Here is an 18,120-nt window from a genome sequence, read left to right as displayed (position 1 = left end):
AGAGGCACATCGCCGGGCCGAGTGTGACTCGGTCGGCCGCGGATGTGATCCACCTCTCCGGACGCGGCTGCCGATGTCACTCTCCCGGTCCACGCCCGGCTCTTGGGTCGTGAACGCCGGGGCAGTCCGCCTCGGCTCGACACGCACGGCCCAGGAGGAACCCATGCGCACCCTGATCACCGATGTGCGGGTGTTCGACGGAGAGCGGACCACGTCCCGCGCGAACGTCCTGATCGACGGAGACCGGCTCGCCGAACCCGACGACCGGCCGGTCGACGTCGAGGTGGACGGGTCGGGCCGGACGCTCCTCCCCGGCTTGGTCGACGCCCACACCCACACCTTCGACGGCAGCCTCGCCCAAGCGCTGACCTTCGGGGTCACCACCGAACTGGACATGTTCTGCCTGCCCGGGAACCTCGCCCGGCAACGGGAGTCGGCGGCCGGCCACGACGACGTGGCGGACCTGCGCAGCGCCGGGACGCTGGCCACCGCCCCGGGAGGGCACCCCAGCCAGCTGATGGGCGGGATCGACCAGGCGGACGCGTTCGGAGGCGACGCCGTCGGGGCGTTCGACACCATCGCCGACCCGGGCCAGGCCGAGGCGTTCGTGCGCGCCCGACTCGCCGAGGGCGCCGACTACCTGAAGATCGTCGTCGACGACGGCGCCGTGCACGGCACCCGGCTGCCGGCACTGGCTCCCGAGACCGTGACCGCAGTGGTCGAGGCCGCGCACGCGGCCGGGCTCATGACCATCGCCCACGCGATCACCGCGAGGGAGGTCGCGATCGCCCTCGACGCCGCTGTCGACGGCCTGGCCCACGTGTACGCCGACGCCGAACCGGAGGACCCGGCCGGGTTCGAGCTCGCGGAGCGGATCGCCGCGCAGGGCGTGTTCGTGGTCACCACCCTGGCGTACTTCGAGGCGATCAGCGGACAGGTCGGCGCGGTGGACCACGCGCACCCGGGCAACCTCCGCAACGCCGTCCACGCGGCACGCGTGCTCCACCGAGCCGGCGTGCCGCTGCTGGCGGGCACCGACGCCAACCCGTTCGCACCCCTGCACGGCGCCGCCCTGCACCGCGAGCTGGTCTTGCTGACCGAAGCCGGTTTGAGCGCCGTGGAGGCACTTGCCGCGGCCACCAGCGTGCCGGCCCGCCACTTCGGGTTGACCGACCGTGGCCGCATCGCGCCGGGGCTGCGCGCCGATCTCGTTCTCGTGCAAGGCGATCCGACCCGGGACGTCAGCGCCACCGGCGAGATCGTTGAGGTCTGGCGTCGCGGTGTCCGCCAGGCGCGAAAGTCCATTGTGGACTGACCTCGTGGGGTATTCCGCCCCGCAGCGGGGTCCCGCGGCTGACCAACCGGGAGCCGCCCCACTGAAGTCGGCGTCGTCCTTCTGTCGGGTAGCTTTGGCTTTGCGGAACAGCGGGATCTCGGGTGCCAGGTAGGGGCTGCCGGTGTCGGTGTGGCGGCCGAGGGAGGAGATCGGGCGGGGCGGAGCGTGCCAGGCGGGTCAGGACGACCGTTCGGCGATGAACACGTACTCGCGGCCGGGCCGGTCCGGGGCGTCTCGGACGTCCAGCACGCGGTAGCCCTGGTCGGTCAGGCTCGTCTCGACCTCGTCACGGCCGCGGAAGCGGAGGGTGGAGTCGGAGGTGAGCACCGCGCCGGTCGACCGGAACGTGTAGGTGTGGCGGAAGGAGACGAACGGGAGGCTCACGTCGGTCACCTCGCGGCGGTGCTCCACCGGCCCGACCCCCGCGACGTCGAGCACGACGTGGGCGGGGTCGGCGGCCCAGTCCTCCCAGGCCCGACGTTCCGGACGCCGGGTTTCGAAGACGAGGTGACCGGCGGGGCGCAGGGCCGCGTGGACGCCCTGGAGCGTGGTCGCCCAGTCGTCGTCGGCGAGGAAGACCTGGGCCACGTTCCCGGTCATCACCGCGAGGTCCGCGCCGAGCGGCGGCAGCGACGTGGCATCGCCGTGGATCCAGGTGATCGTGCCGATCGTGTCCTTGCTCCGGGCGACCGCGAGGGACGCCTCGGCGGGATCGACACCCACGACGGTGCGGCCGCTCTCGGCGAGCAGGAGCGCCAGGCTGCCCGTGCCGCAGCCGACGTCCAGCACGTGGTCGGCGCCCAACTCGTCGGCGATGGCGAGGTAGGCGGTCAGGTCGTCGCGTTCACCGTCGAAGGCGTCGTAGACGCGGGCGAGATCGGGGTGGGCGAAGATCGCGTCGGGCACGGGTGCGACCGTAGCCGACCCGTCCCGAGGACGTGCTGTGGCGTCCCGACCCGCAAGAGACCAAGCGGCGGCGCCAACGTCCGTTCTGGCGTGGCCGGCGGGGTCAGTCGTCGGGGTAGCGGGCGGTCCAGGCGGGAGTGGTCGGCGGGGTGGGGCCGAATTCGGCGAGCAGGTCGTCGGCGGTCTCGGTGATCACGTCGCGGAGTTCCAGGCGGTCGAGCCACGCGGAGTTGAGGGCGGCTTCCCCGTACAACGCCCCGACGATGTTGCCGCACACCGCGCCGGTCGAGTCGCTGTCGCCGTCGTGGTTGACCGCCGCCAGGAGGGCGGCGTCGGGGCTGTCGGTGGTCAGGGCGGCGTACAGGGCGATGGCCAGCGCGGACTCGCCGACCGCGCCGGTGCCGAGGGTCGCGGTCCGCTCCGGTGTGGGCGGGCCGGTCAAAGCGCGAGCGGCGTCCACGGCGGCGGTGGTTTCCTCGTGGCCCGCGCGGCGGGTCAGGTGGGTTCGGGCGGTGGCCAGGGCCGTGGGGAGGTCGTGGCCGCGGATCAGGCCGTGGACGAGCACGGCCAGCACGCCGGCGGAGAGGTAGCCCGAGGGGTGGCCGTGGGTGATCGCCGCCGCGGCCGCGGCCACGTCGAACACCACCTCCGGGTCGTCGGACCAGAGCGCGGCGGGAGCGGCGCGCATGACGCCGCCGCAGCCCTTCGAGTCGTTGGGCGGCTGGGCGGGGCTGCCGCCCCGGCCGGTGACGCCGTAGTCCTGGAGGGTGAGGAAGCAGGTGGCGCCGGGCGCGCGGCGCTTGAACAGGCCGCGCACGCCGACCAGCCACCCGTCCGGGGCCTCCTGCGCGTTCCTGGGCCCGCGTGCGCGCGCCCACGGCGTCCCCTGGGTGTGCAGCCAGCGCTGGTAGGCCATCTGCAGCGAGTGCGTGACGTCGGCGCGGCCCCGGCGGCGCTGCTGGGCGTGCGCGCGGATGAGGCCCTCGGCGGTGAACAGGGTCATCTGGGTGTCGTCGGTGATGCGCCCGAGCCCGTCCGCCGAGGTGATCAGGTCGGTGACGCCGTGCGGTCCGGCCAGCGCGCGGACCTGGTCCATCGGCTTGTTCTCGACGGGTGCGCCGAGGGCGTCGCCCAGGGCTCCGCCCAGCAGGCTGCCGCGCCAGCGCGCGGCGTCGACTGTCCTCTGTGGACGTTCGAAGAGGGGCGCTGCGGCCGGTTTCGGGCCCTGGACCAGGAACTTGCGCCCCGCCGGATCGACGGCGATGTGCAGTTCGAGCCGGTGGACGTCCACGCCGGTCGGCGGGGCGTCGGCCTGCGCCCGGACCAGGCGGGCGAGGACTTCGAGGTCGGCGTCGCTCAGGAACATGTCACGTCCTCGGGTAGCGGGTGTCCCACCGGCCCTGCGCGAGGGGGGAGGAGCGGTTGAAGTGGCGGTAGGCGTCGGTGGCCACGTTCTCCACCACGTACCGCAGGTCGAGCTGCTCCAGCCACCGCGCGGGCAGCCCCGGGACGCCGATCCGGGCGCCGAGCAGCGCGCCCGCGAGGGCGCCGGTCAGGGCGCTGCGGCCGGAGTGGTTGACCGCGCGCAGCAGTGCCACCTCGGGGTTGTGCTCGTGACCGGCGATGGCGGACATCGCCTGGCGCAGGGCGGTGGCGGCGTCGCGTCCCGCACCCATGTCGGTGGGGCGCGGCGCGTCGAGCAGGCCGAACTTGGCGTAGTCGGGCAGGGCGTCGGTGACGTCCACGCCCTCGACCCGCACGTCCTTGCCCGCGATCCACAGCGGCAGCGCGTCGTTCTTGAGCACCTCCTCGAAGACGCGCGCGAGGTACACGGCCTCGAGCGCACCGGCGTCGTGGGTGAGGCCGGCGAGCAGCAGGGCGGCCTCCGCCGCGCCGCCGGGCAGCCCGGTCCCGGGTCCCCCTTCGGTGAGCGCCGCCGGGAGTGCCGCGAGCAGGACGGACGCGCCCGTGCCGGTGCCGGGGTGGCCCTCGGCCAGCGCGCGGACGGCCGCTAGGTCGTCGGGGTCGGGGAACCGGTCGGCGTACAGGCCGGGCACGCGGACCAGCCAGCCGTCCACCGGGCCCGCGACGGTGTCGCCCTGCGTGTGCAGCCAGCGGAGCAGTCCGCCGGCGGCGACGTCGGCGAACGACTCGGCCTTGTACGCGCGCATGACGCCTTCGGTCAGGAACAGCAGCCGCTGGGTCAGCGGTCCGATCCGTCCGGGCGCGTCGTAGGCGGCGACCAGGTCGCGGAGGCCGTCCGGGCCGTAGCGCGCGCGGATCTCGTCGAGCGAGGCGTCGTCCACCGCCGCGCCCAGCGCCTCCCCGAGCGCGAACCCGAGGAAGGCGCCGGTGACCTGGCGGTAGCCGTAGCGGAAGCCCTTGGACGCGTCCAGGCAGTACTTGCCGTGCACGTCGACCATCGGGACGGGCGTGCCGTCGTCGGCGTGACGCGGCTGGAGGCCGTGGGCGGCCCAGTCGTCGGGGACCTCGCCGGTGTCCCGGAACCGCCGGTACCAGGCGTTGCCCACGACGGTGCGCCGCACCTCGTCGTCGGTGAGCTCGAAGCCGTTCAGGCGGGCGTGGCGGGCCTCGTGGCGCGGCGCGGGCACCGGCTCGGCCAGCCCGGCGCGGGCCGCGGTCTCCCGGGCGAAGTCCGCGAGCTCCGCGCTGAACTCGTAGCGCGACTCGGTCACGTCCACCGGCGGCGCGACGCGCGGGAACACCTCCAGCGCCGCAAGCACGTTCGCCGTGGGCACCTCCTGGGTGGTGCCGGGGCCGTAGATCCACAGCAGCGGCTGCTGCGTGAACCCGCCGACGAGGGTGGCCAGGTCGACCCGCCGCCAGCGGGTGGTGTCCGCGGGCAGGTAGCGGGGGGAGGAGTACAGGGGGTAGCGGTCCAGCGCGGGACCCCGCCCGCCGCCGTCGAGCGCCTCCAGCACCTCGGTCTGGGTGAGCGCGGTGGCCAGCCGCCGGTCGTCGAACCAGCCGACGGCGGCGAACAGCAGCACCCACTCCAGCCGGTTGACCGGCCGCGGGTACCCCATGCGGACCGGACCGGTGCGGTAGCCGGGGTTGACCCGCTCCCGCGCGGTGCGGGTGCCGTCGGCCTCGACCCACTGCCACCCGGCGACGGCCATGTCCGGCACGCCGAGGTAGCCCAGGCCGGACGCGGTGAACTCGGGGTCCACGAGCTCGGCCCAGTAGCCCTGGCCGGGCAGGCGGGCGGGCACGCTGACCCCCTCCGGCCGGGGCGCGGGGACCCGCAACTGCCCGTCCGGTTCGCGCACGACCAGGCGCGGCGGCGGGTAGACCTGCTTGCCCGCGTCGCCGCCGTCCAGGTAGGCGGTCGTGTTGTACGGCACCGACCAGCCCTCGGGGACCCGCCGGACCCCGTCCCGGTCCACCCGCATCCCGCCGGAGGTGTGGACGGCGCGCACCCACTCCTCGACCTTCGCCACCGCCTGCGCGGCATCCACTGCTCGACTCAGCCCTTCCCCGTCTTGGCCCGCACGGTGAACGTCGGCGGCTGCCCGGCCGCCCTGCGCGCGGCTTCCTCTTCCCACATGCCGAACGTGCGCCGGCGCAGCGCGCGGACCAGCGCCAGTTCCTCCTGCGTCAACCGCTTGCGACCCTCGCGCGCCTTCCGCTCGTAGATGGCGTCGATCGTCTCGTACAGCGCGAACACCGGGCCGTCACCGGTGAGGTGCAGCGCCCGTTCCTCCTCGGTCCGCCAGATGAACCGCTCGCGGTCCACCGACGTGTGGTCGCCGGTCGGGGACGCCGACAGCACCTCCGGGATCGGTCGGTCGTCCCGGTCGAACTGCCCGGTGCGCACGTCGAGCAGGTAACCGACCGGGTTGCCCTCGTCGTCGTCCTCGATCTTGAACGGCCACGTGTGGTACAGGAAGTACGACTCGCTCACCGCTGCTCACCTCCCCGCGTGACGCCGCTTTCCCGCGTGACCCCGCCGCTGCGCCGGAACGCCTCCGCGAACAACTCCCGCTCGCGGGCCAGGATCGAGCCGGCCAACGCCCGCTCCTCAGCGGTCATCGTCCGACCACCCTCCTTGGCCAGCGCCTTGAAGTCCCGGCGGACCTCGAACAGCGCGTGCTCGAAGTCGGCGACGTCGTCCATCGCCTTCAGGTGCAACCGCAGTTCGGCCACGTGGGAGGTGCCGTCGTCCAACTCGAGGCGGACCTTGCACTGGAGGTCGCGGTAACCGCTCTTCTCCGGCTGTGCGATGCGGTCGTCGAAGTCGACCAGCTCGGCCTTCACCCCGTCGTCGTCCAGGCGCGCGAGCAGCGCCTCCAGCCCGCGGTAGGCGTCGGCCACGGTCCGGTACTGGATCTTGGAGCCGACCAGGTCGGTGAGCCGGTCCGCCTCGCCGCGGTAGCCGTTGACCTTGTCCTGGGCGCGCACCCGGCTCTTCTCGGTCTGGCGGGAGAACGCCTCGCCGTCGGTGGCCCGCGCGACCTCGTCGGCCAGGGCGTGCAGCCGGGCCTGCTTGCCCGACCAGTCCCGGTACAGCTCGTCCAGGTAGCGGGCCCGGTAGTCGGCGTCGTCGGCCCGGGAGAGGTCGAACCCGGGCTGGCGGCGGTCCTGGGCGGGCGCGCTGTCCACGGCGTCGCGCGCCTCGGCGGAGACCGCGGCCTGCTCGTCGGTGAGCAGCGCGTGCTCCGGGTCGGGCTCGGCCTCGTGCCGGTCGGCGAGGGGCTCGGGGTCGTCCGCTCGGACCTCCTCGACGCAGTCCGCCAGCACGTCCAGGGCCTCGGGGTGGCGCAACAGGTTGGCCAGGGTCTGCGGGCGCTCCAGGAGGGAGTTCTCCAGGTACGGCGCGTCGCGCAGCAGCCCGACCAGCTCCGGGTGGCGGGGGAGCAGCGCGGCGATGGCCTCGCCGATGTGCAGCTTCTCGCCGTCCACGGTGATGCGGGCGTCCGGGTCCCGGTGGCTGATCGCGTCGGCGACCCGCAGGGCGTCCTGGACCCGGGGCTCGGTGAGGAACCGGCCGACCTCCTCCGGTGTCGGACGGTGGGCCGCGCCGTAGTTGTCCTTTGTGGACTCTGGGCTGTCCGAAGTGGACTGCTCACCGTCCGGTGTGGACTGCTCGTGGCGGGCGACGGCCTCCGCGGGGTCGTAGCGGAGCAGGTCCACCTTGGTCGGCGGGTGCGGCAGGCTCATCAGCGAGTTGGTCTGCGGATCCACGAAAGCCACGCCGTGCCGGGTGTGGACGACCTCGGCGACGTGCCCGTACTCGACGCCGTCGGGTCCGGTGTACTTGACCGCGACGACCGCACGCGTCCCGGGCGGCTCGTCCCGCATCGCGCGGATCACGTCGTCGTAGCCGTCGTGCGACTGCCACTGGCCGCCCAACCGGTCCTGCACGTGGTCGAGCGTGCCCAAGGTCTCCATGTCCTCCGGGCGCAGCGGCCCGGCCTCGACGTCGATGCCCGCGTGCCGCAGCGCCGCGGCCACCACGCCGCGGGTGCAGTTGGTGCGGTAGCCCGCCTCGAACCCGTCGGGGTCGTGGTAGCGGGGGTTCACGCCCCCGAGGTGCGGGTGCTCCTCGGCGAGGTACTTGGCGGCCTGGTTGGCGTTGGCGGTGCCGGCGTGGATCGCCGCCTCCGCCGGTGGGTTGGTGGCGCGCGAGAGCGGCGACCAGTCGTGCCCGCCGATGTCCCCGGAGGGTGCGGTGGGGTCGAGCGCGTGGTCGGCGCCCGCGTAACCGCCGCCGCTGAGCCGATCGGTGATCGTGCTGCGTTCCGGTTGCGCGGGTTCCTCAGCCTTGGCCGGTGGCTTCTCGGCCTCTGGTTGCGCGGGCTCGGGTTGCGCGGCCTCGCGTTGCGCGGGCTCGGGTTGCGCGGCCTCGGGCTCCTTGGCCTCGGGTTGCGCGGCCTCGGTGACCCCGCCGCCGAGGCGGTTGTGGATGTCCGTGGCGGCGGCCCGCTCGAACGCGGCGGCGTTGGCGTTGTTGGCCTCCCGGCGGGCGGCGATCTCCCGCTCGGCGTCGGCCTGGTCGAGGTACCGCGGGTCGCCGGGCAGGACCTCCTCGACGACGATGATCGTCTTCTCCCGCTTCACCCCGTTCCGCTCGACCACGACCGTCTTGTTCTCGTGGGTGAACCACTGGGTGCCGGGCTTGCCGACCGCTTCCTTCTCGTCGGTGTTCTGCGACAGCGCGTGGATGTCGCGGGCGGTCTTGGCCATGATGTGGATCTCGACGTCCTCGCCGAACTTCGAGGTGAAGTCGGGGGAGTCCTTGATCGAGGCGCTGACGATCGTCGGCTCGACCGTCGTGCGGCCGACCTGGTACTGCGCGGCGATCAGGGCGGCGAGGTCGCGCCTGCCCCCGACGTTGATGCCGCGGAGGAGTTCACCCTGGAACGGGGGCAGCTCGTTGATGGCCGAGACGATCTCCCGCACCTGCCCCTGGGTCCGCTCGAACGCCTCCCGCTGCAGCCGGGCACCGGTTTCGTCGTGCCGGCCGAACGAGTCCGAGCCGAGGCGGTGCGCGGTGTTGGCCGCGTCGAACACGTCGTGGCCGGTGTAGGCGTAGAGGGCGAACGCACCCCGGTCCGACAGGCCGGCCAACGCGGGGTCGGCGTCCCTCTTGGCCAGTGCGGTGTCGTGGATCTCCTGCCGGCGCTCGTCCGAGGTGATCGCGTCGGTGAGGGCGGACCGGTCGGCGGCGGTGGCGCGGAAGTCGGGGTCGAACAGGTAGTCCTCGCCGACCCGGGAGGTGCTCTCGGGGGCCGACTGGTGCGTGGTGGGGGTGTCCGGTGGTGTGGGGGTGGTGTCGGGCTCCGGGTGGGGAGCGGGTGGCTGCGCGGGCTCCGGCCGGGCGGCGACGTCCTGCTCCGGGCGTGCGGGTTCCGGGCGCGTGGGTTCCTGGCGTGCGGGTGCGGGGCCTGCGGGTTCTGGGCGTGCGGGTTCCGGCTGGGGCGGGGTGGTGTGTCGGGTGTCGGTGGACCGGCTCGGCGGCGGGGTGCGTTCGGGCGTCGGGTGGCCGACAGGGGGTGCGGTGGCGTCGGGCCGCGCCGGGCGGGGCCGGTCGGCGGAGTGTGGCGGCAGGTCGGGGCGCCGGTTGGCCGGTGGCGGGAGGTCCGGACGTGGCTGGTGTGCCGGTCGCGGCGAGTCGGGGCGTGGTTGGCCGGCCGGCGGTCGGGTTTCCGGACGTGGCCGGTGTGCCGGTGGCGGCAGGTCGGGGCGCGGTTGGCCGGCCGGCGGTCGGGTCTCCGGACGTGGCCGGTTGGCGGGTGGCGGCAGGTCCGGGCGTGGCCGGTTGACCGGTGGCCCGGACGGGCCTGCCGGGCGCGCGGGGGCGTGCGGCGGCACGGGTGCGTGTCCGCGCGGAGGACCGCTGTGCTGCGGCGGAACGGGGCGGGGTGGCAAGGGGCGCGGCGGCGTGGTCGAGCCGTGTGGACCGGTGCCGGGTGTGGCTCGCGGGAGGCCGGGGGTCCCGCCGAACGGGGGCGGGCTGCCTGCCTGGCGTGGTCCGGGAGGTGGTGGTGGCATGCCGGGGCCCGGTGCCGGGTGCTGCGGGCCGGACATCGGCATGTGGTGCGCGGTGCCGGCTGACTGCGGTGCGGTGTGGCCCTGTGGTGCGGTGTGGCCCTGCGGTGCGACGTGGCCCTGGGGTGTCGTGTGGCCTGGCGGTGGGGCCGACCACGCCGGTGATCCGCTCGGGCCGAACGCTGGCCGCGGCCCGCCTTGCCCGCCCTGAGGGGTGGACTGCGGGGGCGGCTGTTGCCCCGGTGGCTGGTGCGCGGATGGCTGGTGGGCCGGTGGCTGGTGCGCGGGTGGCTGGTGCGCAGGTGATTGGTGGGCGGCGGGCTGGTGCGCGGGTGGCTGGTGGGCGGCGGGCTGGTGCGCGAGTGGCTGGTGCGCGGCGGGCTGGTGAGCGGGTTGCGGGGTGTTGTGCGTGCCGGCCGTATGCGCGCTGAACGATGCTGGCGGCGGCGCCATCCCGTACCCGCCGGCCGATCGCTGCGACGACGACGTCGTCGGTTCGGCGGTGGACGGCGCGGTGGCGGCGGTGGCCGCGGAGGTGCCACCGGAGGTGCTCGGCGACGTGGCCGAGGTGGCCGCCGGCGTGCCGGGGGCGGGTGCGTCGACTGTGGTGGCGGCGGACTGGGTGGTCGTACCGCGTGACTGCGGAGCGGGTGTCGGGTCCGGGCGCGAGTCGGTGTCGGACGGGACACCGGCCGTCGAGGAAGTCGAGGAAGTCGAGGAGGTCGAGGAGGGGGAGTGGGTGTCCGGCGTGGTGGTGCCGACCGCGGGGTTCGCCGTGGGCACGTTGATGTCGCCCATCGCGCGGATGCTGTCGGTCGCACCGCCCACGCCCCGGTCGACCGCCCCGCTGGACGCGCCCATCAGCACGTCCTTGGCGGTCAGCTTGTCCAAGTCGCCCGTGACGGCCGCCTCGCCGACCGTCGTGGCGACGCCCTCCACGGCACCGCGCGTGGCGGCCCGCACCGCGCTGTCCGCGATCTGGCCGCCGACGCTGTCCGACAACCCGCGGGTCGCGGACGACGGCACCGCGCCGGACGCCGCCCCGACCACGCCCTCGACGGCACCGCCGATGGCGGCGTCGGCGGTCTTGCTCCAGTCCCACGACTTGCGGTCGCCGGAGGCGATCTGCACGCCCTGGATGGCGGCGTCGAGCGCCACCCCGCCGGCCACGTTGACCGCGACCTCGCGCAGCACCCGCTTGAGCACCTGCTGGGCGACCTTCTTGAACCCCTGCTGAGCCAGCTTCTGCAGCAGCTGCCGGAAGATCATCTGCACGGTGACGCGGGTCGCGATCTGTGCGGGCACGATGCCCGCCGTCGACGCCCCGAAGGTGGCCACCGCGGACGCGATCATCGCCGCGATCGAGATGGCCAGCATGATCAGCGAGGCGATGATCAGGTACTTGGTGTACTCGACGTCCAGCGCGGTGGCGTCGCACGCGTCGCCCAAGGCCTGGCACGCCTCCGCCAAGGACGTGAAGTACGCCTCGTCGCCCTCGACGAACTTCTGCCACGCCCGCTCGAACGCCTCCGCGCTCTCGCCGGTCCACACCTCGATCACGGCCGCGGCACCCCGGTCGGCGGCCGAACCGACGTCGGGTACGGCCGCGGCGGCCTGGTGCCACGCGTCGCGCAGGTCGCGCAGCAGGTCCTCGTCGCCCTCGGGCCAGCTCTCGCCCACCACGATGGGCAGCAGCCACTTGACCTCGTCGGGGATCTCCATGCCCACGGCGCTACCGCCCCCGTCGCCCGGCCGTCACGCGCCCGCCGGCCACCCGCTCACACACCACGGGAGAAGGCCCGCGCACTGCCGTCCTCGATCGTCTCGTAGGTGGTCATCGCGTCGACGACGCTGCCGCGCATCGCGCGCAACCCCTCCGCCAACGAGGCGAACGCCTTCACCGCACCCTCGGAGCCGGGCACGTAGTCCTTGGCGAACTCCTGCCCCGACTCGTCCGCGCCCCAGCACTGGCCGGCCGCCGCGAGCGCCCGGGTCAGGGCGGTGGCCGCGGCCTCCAGCCGGTCGGCGGCGTCGCCGAGGGTCGTCGAGGACTGCTTGGCGACGTCCGGCTCGATGCTGAAACCGGCCATCAGTACCCACCCCGCAGCCACGTGTCCGGCGCGTCCTCGTCCTCACCCGCCGGTCGCGTCGGTCGTGCGGGGCGGGGTGGCGGCTGCGGCGCCGCGGGCCGTTCGGCGAGCGCGCTGTGGTCCTCGAAGGAGCCCTCGTCGGCCTCGGCCGGCGGTTCGGGCTGGTCGAAGCGGGGCAGCAGGGCCGACAGCGAGGGGGCGCCCTCCACCAGGTCGGCCAGGTCCGGGAGGTCGGCGGTCAGCGGCGACATCAGCTCCGCGACCTGCTGCTTGACCTGCGCCGCACCCTCCCGAGCCAACTGCACCACCGACCGCGCCAAAGCCTCCGGTGTGGACCGGTCGAACGCGGACGGCGTGATCTCCAGGGCGGAGAGGACACCGGAGGAGTCCACTGTGGCCCGGACGAGCCCGTCGCGCGACGTCACCGTCGCCGTGGTCGCCGCGGCGGCGCTCTGCGCCTCGCGCAGCATCTCGGTCTGCCGGTGGAACGTGTCGAGCAGGCCGTGCACCTGCTCCCTCATGGCGGCGTTGCGCGCTTCCAGGCGCGCCCGATCGTCGCCCGACATGGCCAGCCCCCCTGGTTCGGTCGGTGTGGGCCCAAACCTTAGCGACGACCCCGCCCCGCCCGCCGGCGGTTCGCCCAAGTCCTCCGCCCCGATGTTCGACGGGCGCTGCGCCGGGCCGGATCGGGCTTCCCGGGGTGGCGGTCAGCGCGGTCCCGCGGCGCGGTGGAGTCGGTTGGACAGGGCGAGGCCCAGGCCGTTCTCGGGTGGGAGGGACGCGAGGATGAGGTCGCAGCCCCGTTCGTCGAGTTCGCGCAGGTACCCGTACAGGCCGCGCGCGTAGTCGGCGGAGGAGGCGGGAACCGCCACCACGGCGTGCGCCTTGACCGGGACGTCGGCGAGGGACGGCGGCAGGAAGACGCCCACCTGGTGCCCCTCCTCCTGAGCGCGTCGCGCTTCGGCCGGGATCTCGTCGGGCTCGACCAGGACGACCCGGGCGCGCGGTGCGTAGTGCGACGGGTGCTGGCCCGGTACCCGGACGCGGGTCGTCGTGCCGACCGCGACCGGACCGCCCAGCACCGCTTCCAGTTCCTCGCGGGTCACGCCGCCGGGGCGCAGGATCGTCGGGGTCCCGCCCGTCACGTCCACGATGGTCGACTCGACGCCGACCTCGCAGGGGCCGCCGTCGAGCACGAAGTCGACGGCGTCGCCGAGGTCCGTGCGGACGTGGTCGGCCGTGGTGGGGCTGACCGAGCCGAAGCGGTTCGCCGACGGGGCCGCGACCGCGCCGCCGAAGGCGGACAGCAGTGCCAGGGCGACGGGGTGGGCGGGCACGCGCACGGCCACCGTCTCCAGGCCGCCGGTCGCGGCGAGGGGCACCCGGTGACCGCGCCGCAGGACCAGGGTGAGCGGACCCGGCCAGCAGTGCTCGGCCAGGAGGCGGGCCGTCTCCGGCACGTCGGCGACCCAGTCGCCCAGCTGCTCCGCCGCGCCGATGTGGACGATCAGCGGGTGGTCGGCGGGTCGGCCCTTGGCCTGGAAGACCCGCGCGAGGGCGGCGGGGTTCTCGGCGTCGGCGGCCAGCCCGTAGACGGTCTCGGTCGGCAGCGCCACTAGACCTCCGCCGCGCAGCACCTCGGCCGCCTTCTGGATGTCCCCGGTCGTCGCCGTCACCCTCGACCTCTCGTCGTCCGCTCGTTCCCGCTGGTAGCAGCCCCAGGATACGGCGGGCCGCGAGACGTCGACCCGCGGGTGACTACGCGGTGCGGGCGCGAGCCCAGTCGAGGATCGCGTCGGCGATGTCGGTCCACCCCTCCTGGCCCAGGCTGAAGTGGCACCGGCCGGGGAATTCGAGGTAGTCGGCGGGGAGGCCGGCGCGGTGGTAGCGGCGGGCGTTGGCGCGGACGACCGAGGGCGGGCTCTGGTTGTCCTCCGTGCCGGCCACGAACAGCAGGGGTGGGCGGTCGGGGCGGTGGTAGCGGACCGCGTAGGGGGACTTCGGGGTCAGTTCGGCCAGGGCGCGGTCGAGGACGAGCCGGGGTGCGGGCGGGATGGTGTGGCGGCGGTAGACGGCCGCGGCCTCGTCCTCGGGCATGGTGTTGGTGAGGGTGTAGCGCATCTGCGCGTACGTCGGCATCACGGGCGTGCGGTGGCGCAGGGCGGGCAGGTGGGTGCGGATGGTGGACCACGGCAGCCACGTCATGCCGCGCGTGGGCGCGGTGCCCAGGGCGACGCCCGCCGCACCCAGGCCGCGGTCGAGCAGGAGTTGGGTGAAGGTCCCGCCGTAGCAGTGGCCGACGACGATCGGCGGCCGGTCGAGCTCGGCGATGATGCGCGCGTAGTGGTCCACGACACCCGCGACCGTCTGCTCCGCCAACGGGGTGGGGTCGCCGCGCAGGGCCGCGACCCCCACCTCCAGGCCGGGCCACGCGGGTGCCAGGACCCGGTAGCCGGCCGCCGTGTACCGGTGCACCCAGCCCTCCCACGCCAGCGGGGTCAGGTGCATGCCGTGGATGAGCACGATGGTGTCCGGTCGCATCGGGCTCCTCCTGCGGCGCTGGGGTCAGGACACGGTACCCAGCACCCGCGCCAGGAACCCGCTCGCCTGCTCGATCGCCGCCTGCGCCGCGTGGGTGCCGCGCAGGGCGTTGAGCATGACGAAGTCGTGGATGATCCCCGTGTACCGCACGGCCGTCACGGGCACACCGGCCTCGCGCAGCCGGGCCGCGTACGCCTCGCCCTCGTCCCGCAGCACGTCGGCCTCGGCGGTGATCACCAGCGCCTCCGGCAGGCCGCGCAGCTGCTCCAACGGCGCCCGCAGCGGTGAGGCGGTGGGCTCGGCGCGGTCGGCTTCCGAGGTCGTGTACTGGTCCCAGAACCACCGCATGGCGTCGCGGCGCAGGAAGTAGCCCTCGGCGAACTGCTCGTAGGACGGGGTGTCGAAGGACGCGTCGGTCACCGGGTAGAACAGCACCTGTCCGGCGAACGGGATCTCCCGCGCGGTCAGGGTGAGCGAGGCGGCCATGTTGCCGCCGACGGAGTCGCCCGCGACGGCGATGCGGGACGCGTCCAGGCCGTGCTCGGCGCCGTGCTCGACGACCCAGCGCGCCGCCGCGTGGTTCTCCTGCGTCGCGACCGGGAAGCGGGCCTCGGGGGACAGGCTGTAGTTGACGAACACCACCGCCGCCCGCGCCCCCAGCGCCAGTTCGCGGGCCAGCCGGCCGTGGGTGTGGTCGTTGCCGAACACCCAGCCCGCGCCGTGGATGTAGAGCACGACGGGCAGCGGTCCGGGCAGGCCGTCCGGGCGGAACAGCGTCAGCGACAGGCCGTCCGGGGTGGTGATCGTCTCCTTGTGCGTGCCGGGGACCTCGATCTCGGGCGACTGGACGTCGTCCACGGTCTTGCGGCCCTCGACCGGGCCGAGGTCGAACAGGTGGGGCGGGTTGGCGGTGGCTTCGACGAAGGCCTGTGCGGCGGGTTCGAGGATCATGCCGTGATCGTGGGACGGGTGGGTGCGCCGGCGAATCCCCGAACGACCCCAGTCCATTAGGTTCCCACCATGACCTTGCTGGACCGGGCCCCCGAACGCGCCGCGCTGGACGAGCTGCTCGCGGCGGCGCGGGACGGGCGCAGCGGGGTCGTGGTGCTGGTGGGGGAACCGGGGATCGGCAAGACCGCCCTGCTGGGGTACGGCGTGGAGGCGGCGACCGGGTTCACGGTGGCGCGGGTCACCGGCGTGGAGTCCGAGCGGGAGTGGGGTTACGCCGGGCTGCACCGGCTGCTGCTGCCGTTGTCCGACGCACGGGCCTCGCTGCCGCAGCCGCAGCGCGACGCGCTGGCCGTGGCGTTCGGCCAGGTCGCCGGGCCGCCGCCGGACCGGTTCCTGGTAGGACTGGCGGTGTTGACGCTGCTGTCCCGGGTGGCGGTGGACGCGCCGGTGCTCGTGGTGTGCGACGACGCGCAGTGGCTGGACCGGGCGAGCGTGGAGGTGCTGGCGTTCGTGGGCCGGCGGTTGCTGGCGGAGCGGGTCGTGCTGCTGTTCGCCGCGCGCCCGGACCTGGACGCCGACCTGACGGCCGACCTGGAGCACCGGACCCTGCCCGGCCTGCCCGCCGCCGACGCGGTGTCCCTGCTGACCGGGGTGGACCGGGCGCTGGGCCTGCGGATCGCGGAGGCCGCCGGCGGGAACCCGTTGGTGCTGGCCGAACTGGCGCGCGAACTGGACAGAGGGGCCACCACCCCGGACCGGCTGGCCGGGGTGCCGCTGCTGGGCGGGCCGTTGCCGGTGGGGCGGAGGCTGGAGGCCCGGTTCGCGGCGCGGGTCGGTGCGCTGGCGGCGTCGACGCGGACGTTCCTGCTGGTGGTGGCCGCCGAGGCGACCGGCGACGCGGGGGTGGTCCGGCGGGCCTGCGCACTGCTGGAGCTCGAGGGCTGGGACGCGGTCGTCGAGGACGCCGTGCGCAGCGGGCTGGTGGTCGCGGAGCCGTCGGCGTGGGCGGCGGAGCGGTTCACGTTCCCGCACCCCGCCGTGCGGTCGGCGGTGTACGCGGGCGGGTCGGTCGCGTTGCGGCGGCGGGTCCACGCGGCGCTGGCGGCGGCGACCCCGGACGACGACCGGCGGGCCTGGCACCTGGCCGCCGCGGTCGAGGGACCGGACGAGGGCGTGGCGGGCGAGGTCGAGCGGTGCGCGGGGCTGGTGGGGGCGCGTGGTGGTCACATGGCCCGTTCGGCGCTGCTGGCGATGGCCGCGCGGCTGAGCCCCGAGCGCGCCGACCACGACCGGCGGTTGGTGGCCGCCGCCGATGCCGCGGTGACCGCGGGGGCCGTGGCGCACGCGCGCGACTTGCTCGACCGGCTCGACCCCGGCTCGGCTGAACACCCGCGGGCGCTGCGCTTGCGGGGCCTGCTGGACGAGGACGTCTCGCTGCTGGTGGACGCTGCCGGCGGGCTGGTGGGGGAGGAGCGGACGGCGGCGCTGCTGGAGGCAGTCGACCTGGCCGTGGTCGGCGGTGGTCCCATCGAGTCGGTCGCTTCGGCGGTCGGTGGCGGGCACCTCGGTGCGGCTGGGCTCGTGCTGGAGTCCGGGGCGGCCCTGCTGTCGGACGGGTTCGTGAGTGCCGCGCCGGGGTTGAGGGCCGCCGTGCGGGCGGTGCGGGACGTCGACGTCGCCGGCCGGTGGTGCCTGCTCGGGCTGCTGTCGGCCGTCGAGCTGTGGGACGAGGAGTCGCTGGGCGTGTGCGCCGCCCGGTTCACCGCCTCCGCGCGGGACCGGGGCGAACCGCGGGCGCTGCTGACGGCGCTGTCCGCCCTGGCCACGTGGGAGGTGTTCTGCGGGCGCCTCACCGCCGCCGCCGGGCACCTGACCGAGTTCGCCGAGACCGCCACCGCGGCGGCCGTCCGGTCACCGCTGGCCGGCGCGGCGGACGCGCTGCTGGCCGCGTGGCGCGGCGACCGGGTCGACACCGGCGGCACCGGTCTGCGAGCGGCCGTCGCGCGGGCGGCGAGCATGGTGCTGGACCTCGGGCACGGTCGGTACCAGGAGGCCCTCGCGACCGGGAAGGCCGTCCTGGACGAGCGGCCGGCGCACTGGGGCGGCGCGGTGCTGGCCGACCTGGTGGAGGCCGCGGTCCGGTCCGGAGACCTCGCCACGGCCCAGCGCGCGCTGCGCGACCTGACCGACCGCGCCGAGGCGAGCGGCACGCCGTGGGCCCGCGGTCTGCTGGCCCGCGCCCGCGCCCTGACCAGCGAGGACGCCGAACCGCACCACCGGGAGGCCGTCGACCGGCTGGGCCGCACTCCGCTGATCCCCGACCTCGCCCGAGCCCACTTGCTCCACGGCGAGTGGCTGCGCCGCCGCCGCAGACGGGCCGAGGCGACGACCAGCCTCCGCACCGCCCACGAGCTGTTCACCGGCATCGGCGCCACCGCCTTCGCCCACCGCGCCGAACAGGAGCTCCGCGCCGCCGGCAGCAGCCCCCGCCCCGCCGTGGCCGCCCCCCGCGCTCCCGAGACCGCCCCCCACCCCGCCGGCACCGACCCCCGCGCCGCCGGTACCGACCCCCGCACGACCGGCCACCCCGCCGCCCTCCCGAGGACCGCCGAACTGACCCCTCAGGAGGCGCGGATCGCGGCCCTGGTCGCGGATGGCGCCACCAACCAGGAGATCGCGACCACGCTGTTCCTCAGCGTCAGCACCGTCGAGTACCACCTCCGCAAGATCTTCCGGAAGCTCGACGTGACCTCCCGCCGCCAGATCCGCCTGGTCCTGCGCTGA

At 74.9% G+C, this 18,120-nt stretch carries 12 protein-coding genes; 2 read left to right on the top strand and 10 right to left on the bottom strand.

From position 1 onward, the window contains the following. The first annotated feature begins 163 nt into the window (after positions 1–163). On the top strand, positions 164–1,315 hold the full coding sequence (locus tag DFJ66_RS11715; RefSeq protein ID WP_121220701.1) for an amidohydrolase family protein: 1,152 nt from the start codon (positions 164–166) through the stop codon (positions 1,313–1,315). 198 nt (positions 1,316–1,513) lie between these two features. Here DFJ66_RS11715 and DFJ66_RS11710 read toward each other — a convergent pair whose 3' ends face one another. The 10 genes from DFJ66_RS11710 to DFJ66_RS11665 form a co-directional block, all read right to left on the bottom strand. Next, positions 1,514–2,242, bottom strand: coding sequence for a class I SAM-dependent methyltransferase (locus DFJ66_RS11710; protein WP_121220698.1), 729 nt, complete (start codon positions 2,240–2,242; stop codon positions 1,514–1,516). A gap of 103 nt (positions 2,243–2,345) precedes the next feature. Continuing rightward, positions 2,346–3,608 (bottom strand): ADP-ribosylglycohydrolase family protein, encoded by a 1,263-nt coding sequence (locus DFJ66_RS11705; protein WP_121220696.1) that lies wholly within the window; start codon positions 3,606–3,608, stop codon positions 2,346–2,348. 1 nt (position 3,609) lies between these two features. Further along, entirely contained in the window at positions 3,610–5,721 is a 2,112-nt protein-coding gene (locus tag DFJ66_RS11700; RefSeq protein ID WP_121220694.1) for an ADP-ribosylglycohydrolase family protein, read from the bottom strand. Between the two features lie 8 nt (positions 5,722–5,729). Next, complete coding sequence (locus DFJ66_RS11695; RefSeq protein WP_121220692.1) at positions 5,730–6,167, bottom strand: hypothetical protein; 438 nt, start codon at positions 6,165–6,167, stop codon at positions 5,730–5,732. Continuing rightward, the gene (locus tag DFJ66_RS11690) at positions 6,164–11,476 is read right to left on the bottom strand and encodes a WXG100-like domain-containing protein (RefSeq protein WP_147459207.1); all 5,313 of its coding nucleotides are present in this window, start codon (positions 11,474–11,476) and stop codon (positions 6,164–6,166) included. The genes DFJ66_RS11695 and DFJ66_RS11690 overlap by 4 nt, the downstream gene beginning before the upstream one ends. A 56-nt stretch (positions 11,477–11,532) precedes the next feature. Then, positions 11,533–11,844 carry a WXG100 family type VII secretion target gene (locus DFJ66_RS11685; RefSeq protein ID WP_121220688.1) on the bottom strand — a complete coding sequence of 104 codons (312 nt, stop codon included), beginning with the start codon at positions 11,842–11,844 and terminating at the stop codon, positions 11,533–11,535. After that, positions 11,844–12,410: a YbaB/EbfC family nucleoid-associated protein gene (locus DFJ66_RS11680; RefSeq protein WP_246029701.1), complete on the bottom strand. Its 567-nt coding sequence runs from the start codon at positions 12,408–12,410 to the stop codon at positions 11,844–11,846. The genes DFJ66_RS11685 and DFJ66_RS11680 overlap by 1 nt, the downstream gene beginning before the upstream one ends. A 141-nt stretch (positions 12,411–12,551) precedes the next feature. Then, positions 12,552–13,520: an L-threonylcarbamoyladenylate synthase gene (locus tag DFJ66_RS11675; protein ID WP_121220685.1), complete on the bottom strand. Its 969-nt coding sequence runs from the start codon at positions 13,518–13,520 to the stop codon at positions 12,552–12,554. 82 nt (positions 13,521–13,602) lie between these two features. After that, positions 13,603–14,385: an alpha/beta hydrolase gene (locus DFJ66_RS11670; protein ID WP_121220683.1), complete on the bottom strand. Its 783-nt coding sequence runs from the start codon at positions 14,383–14,385 to the stop codon at positions 13,603–13,605. A 24-nt stretch (positions 14,386–14,409) separates the two neighbouring features. After that, on the bottom strand, positions 14,410–15,336 hold the full coding sequence (locus DFJ66_RS11665; RefSeq protein WP_246029700.1) for an alpha/beta hydrolase: 927 nt from the start codon (positions 15,334–15,336) through the stop codon (positions 14,410–14,412). A gap of 69 nt (positions 15,337–15,405) precedes the next feature. On the opposite strand from DFJ66_RS11665, the gene DFJ66_RS11660 reads away from it, so the two are divergent. After that, the gene (locus DFJ66_RS11660) at positions 15,406–18,120 is read left to right on the top strand and encodes a helix-turn-helix transcriptional regulator (RefSeq protein WP_121220679.1); all 2,715 of its coding nucleotides are present in this window, start codon (positions 15,406–15,408) and stop codon (positions 18,118–18,120) included.

The sequence above is a fragment of the Saccharothrix variisporea genome, from assembly GCF_003634995.1.
Lineage (GTDB): Bacteria > Actinomycetota > Actinomycetes > Mycobacteriales > Pseudonocardiaceae > Actinosynnema > Actinosynnema variisporeum.
The sequence above is the reverse complement of the archived record's forward strand: the minus strand, read 5'-3'. Positions and strand labels throughout refer to the sequence as shown.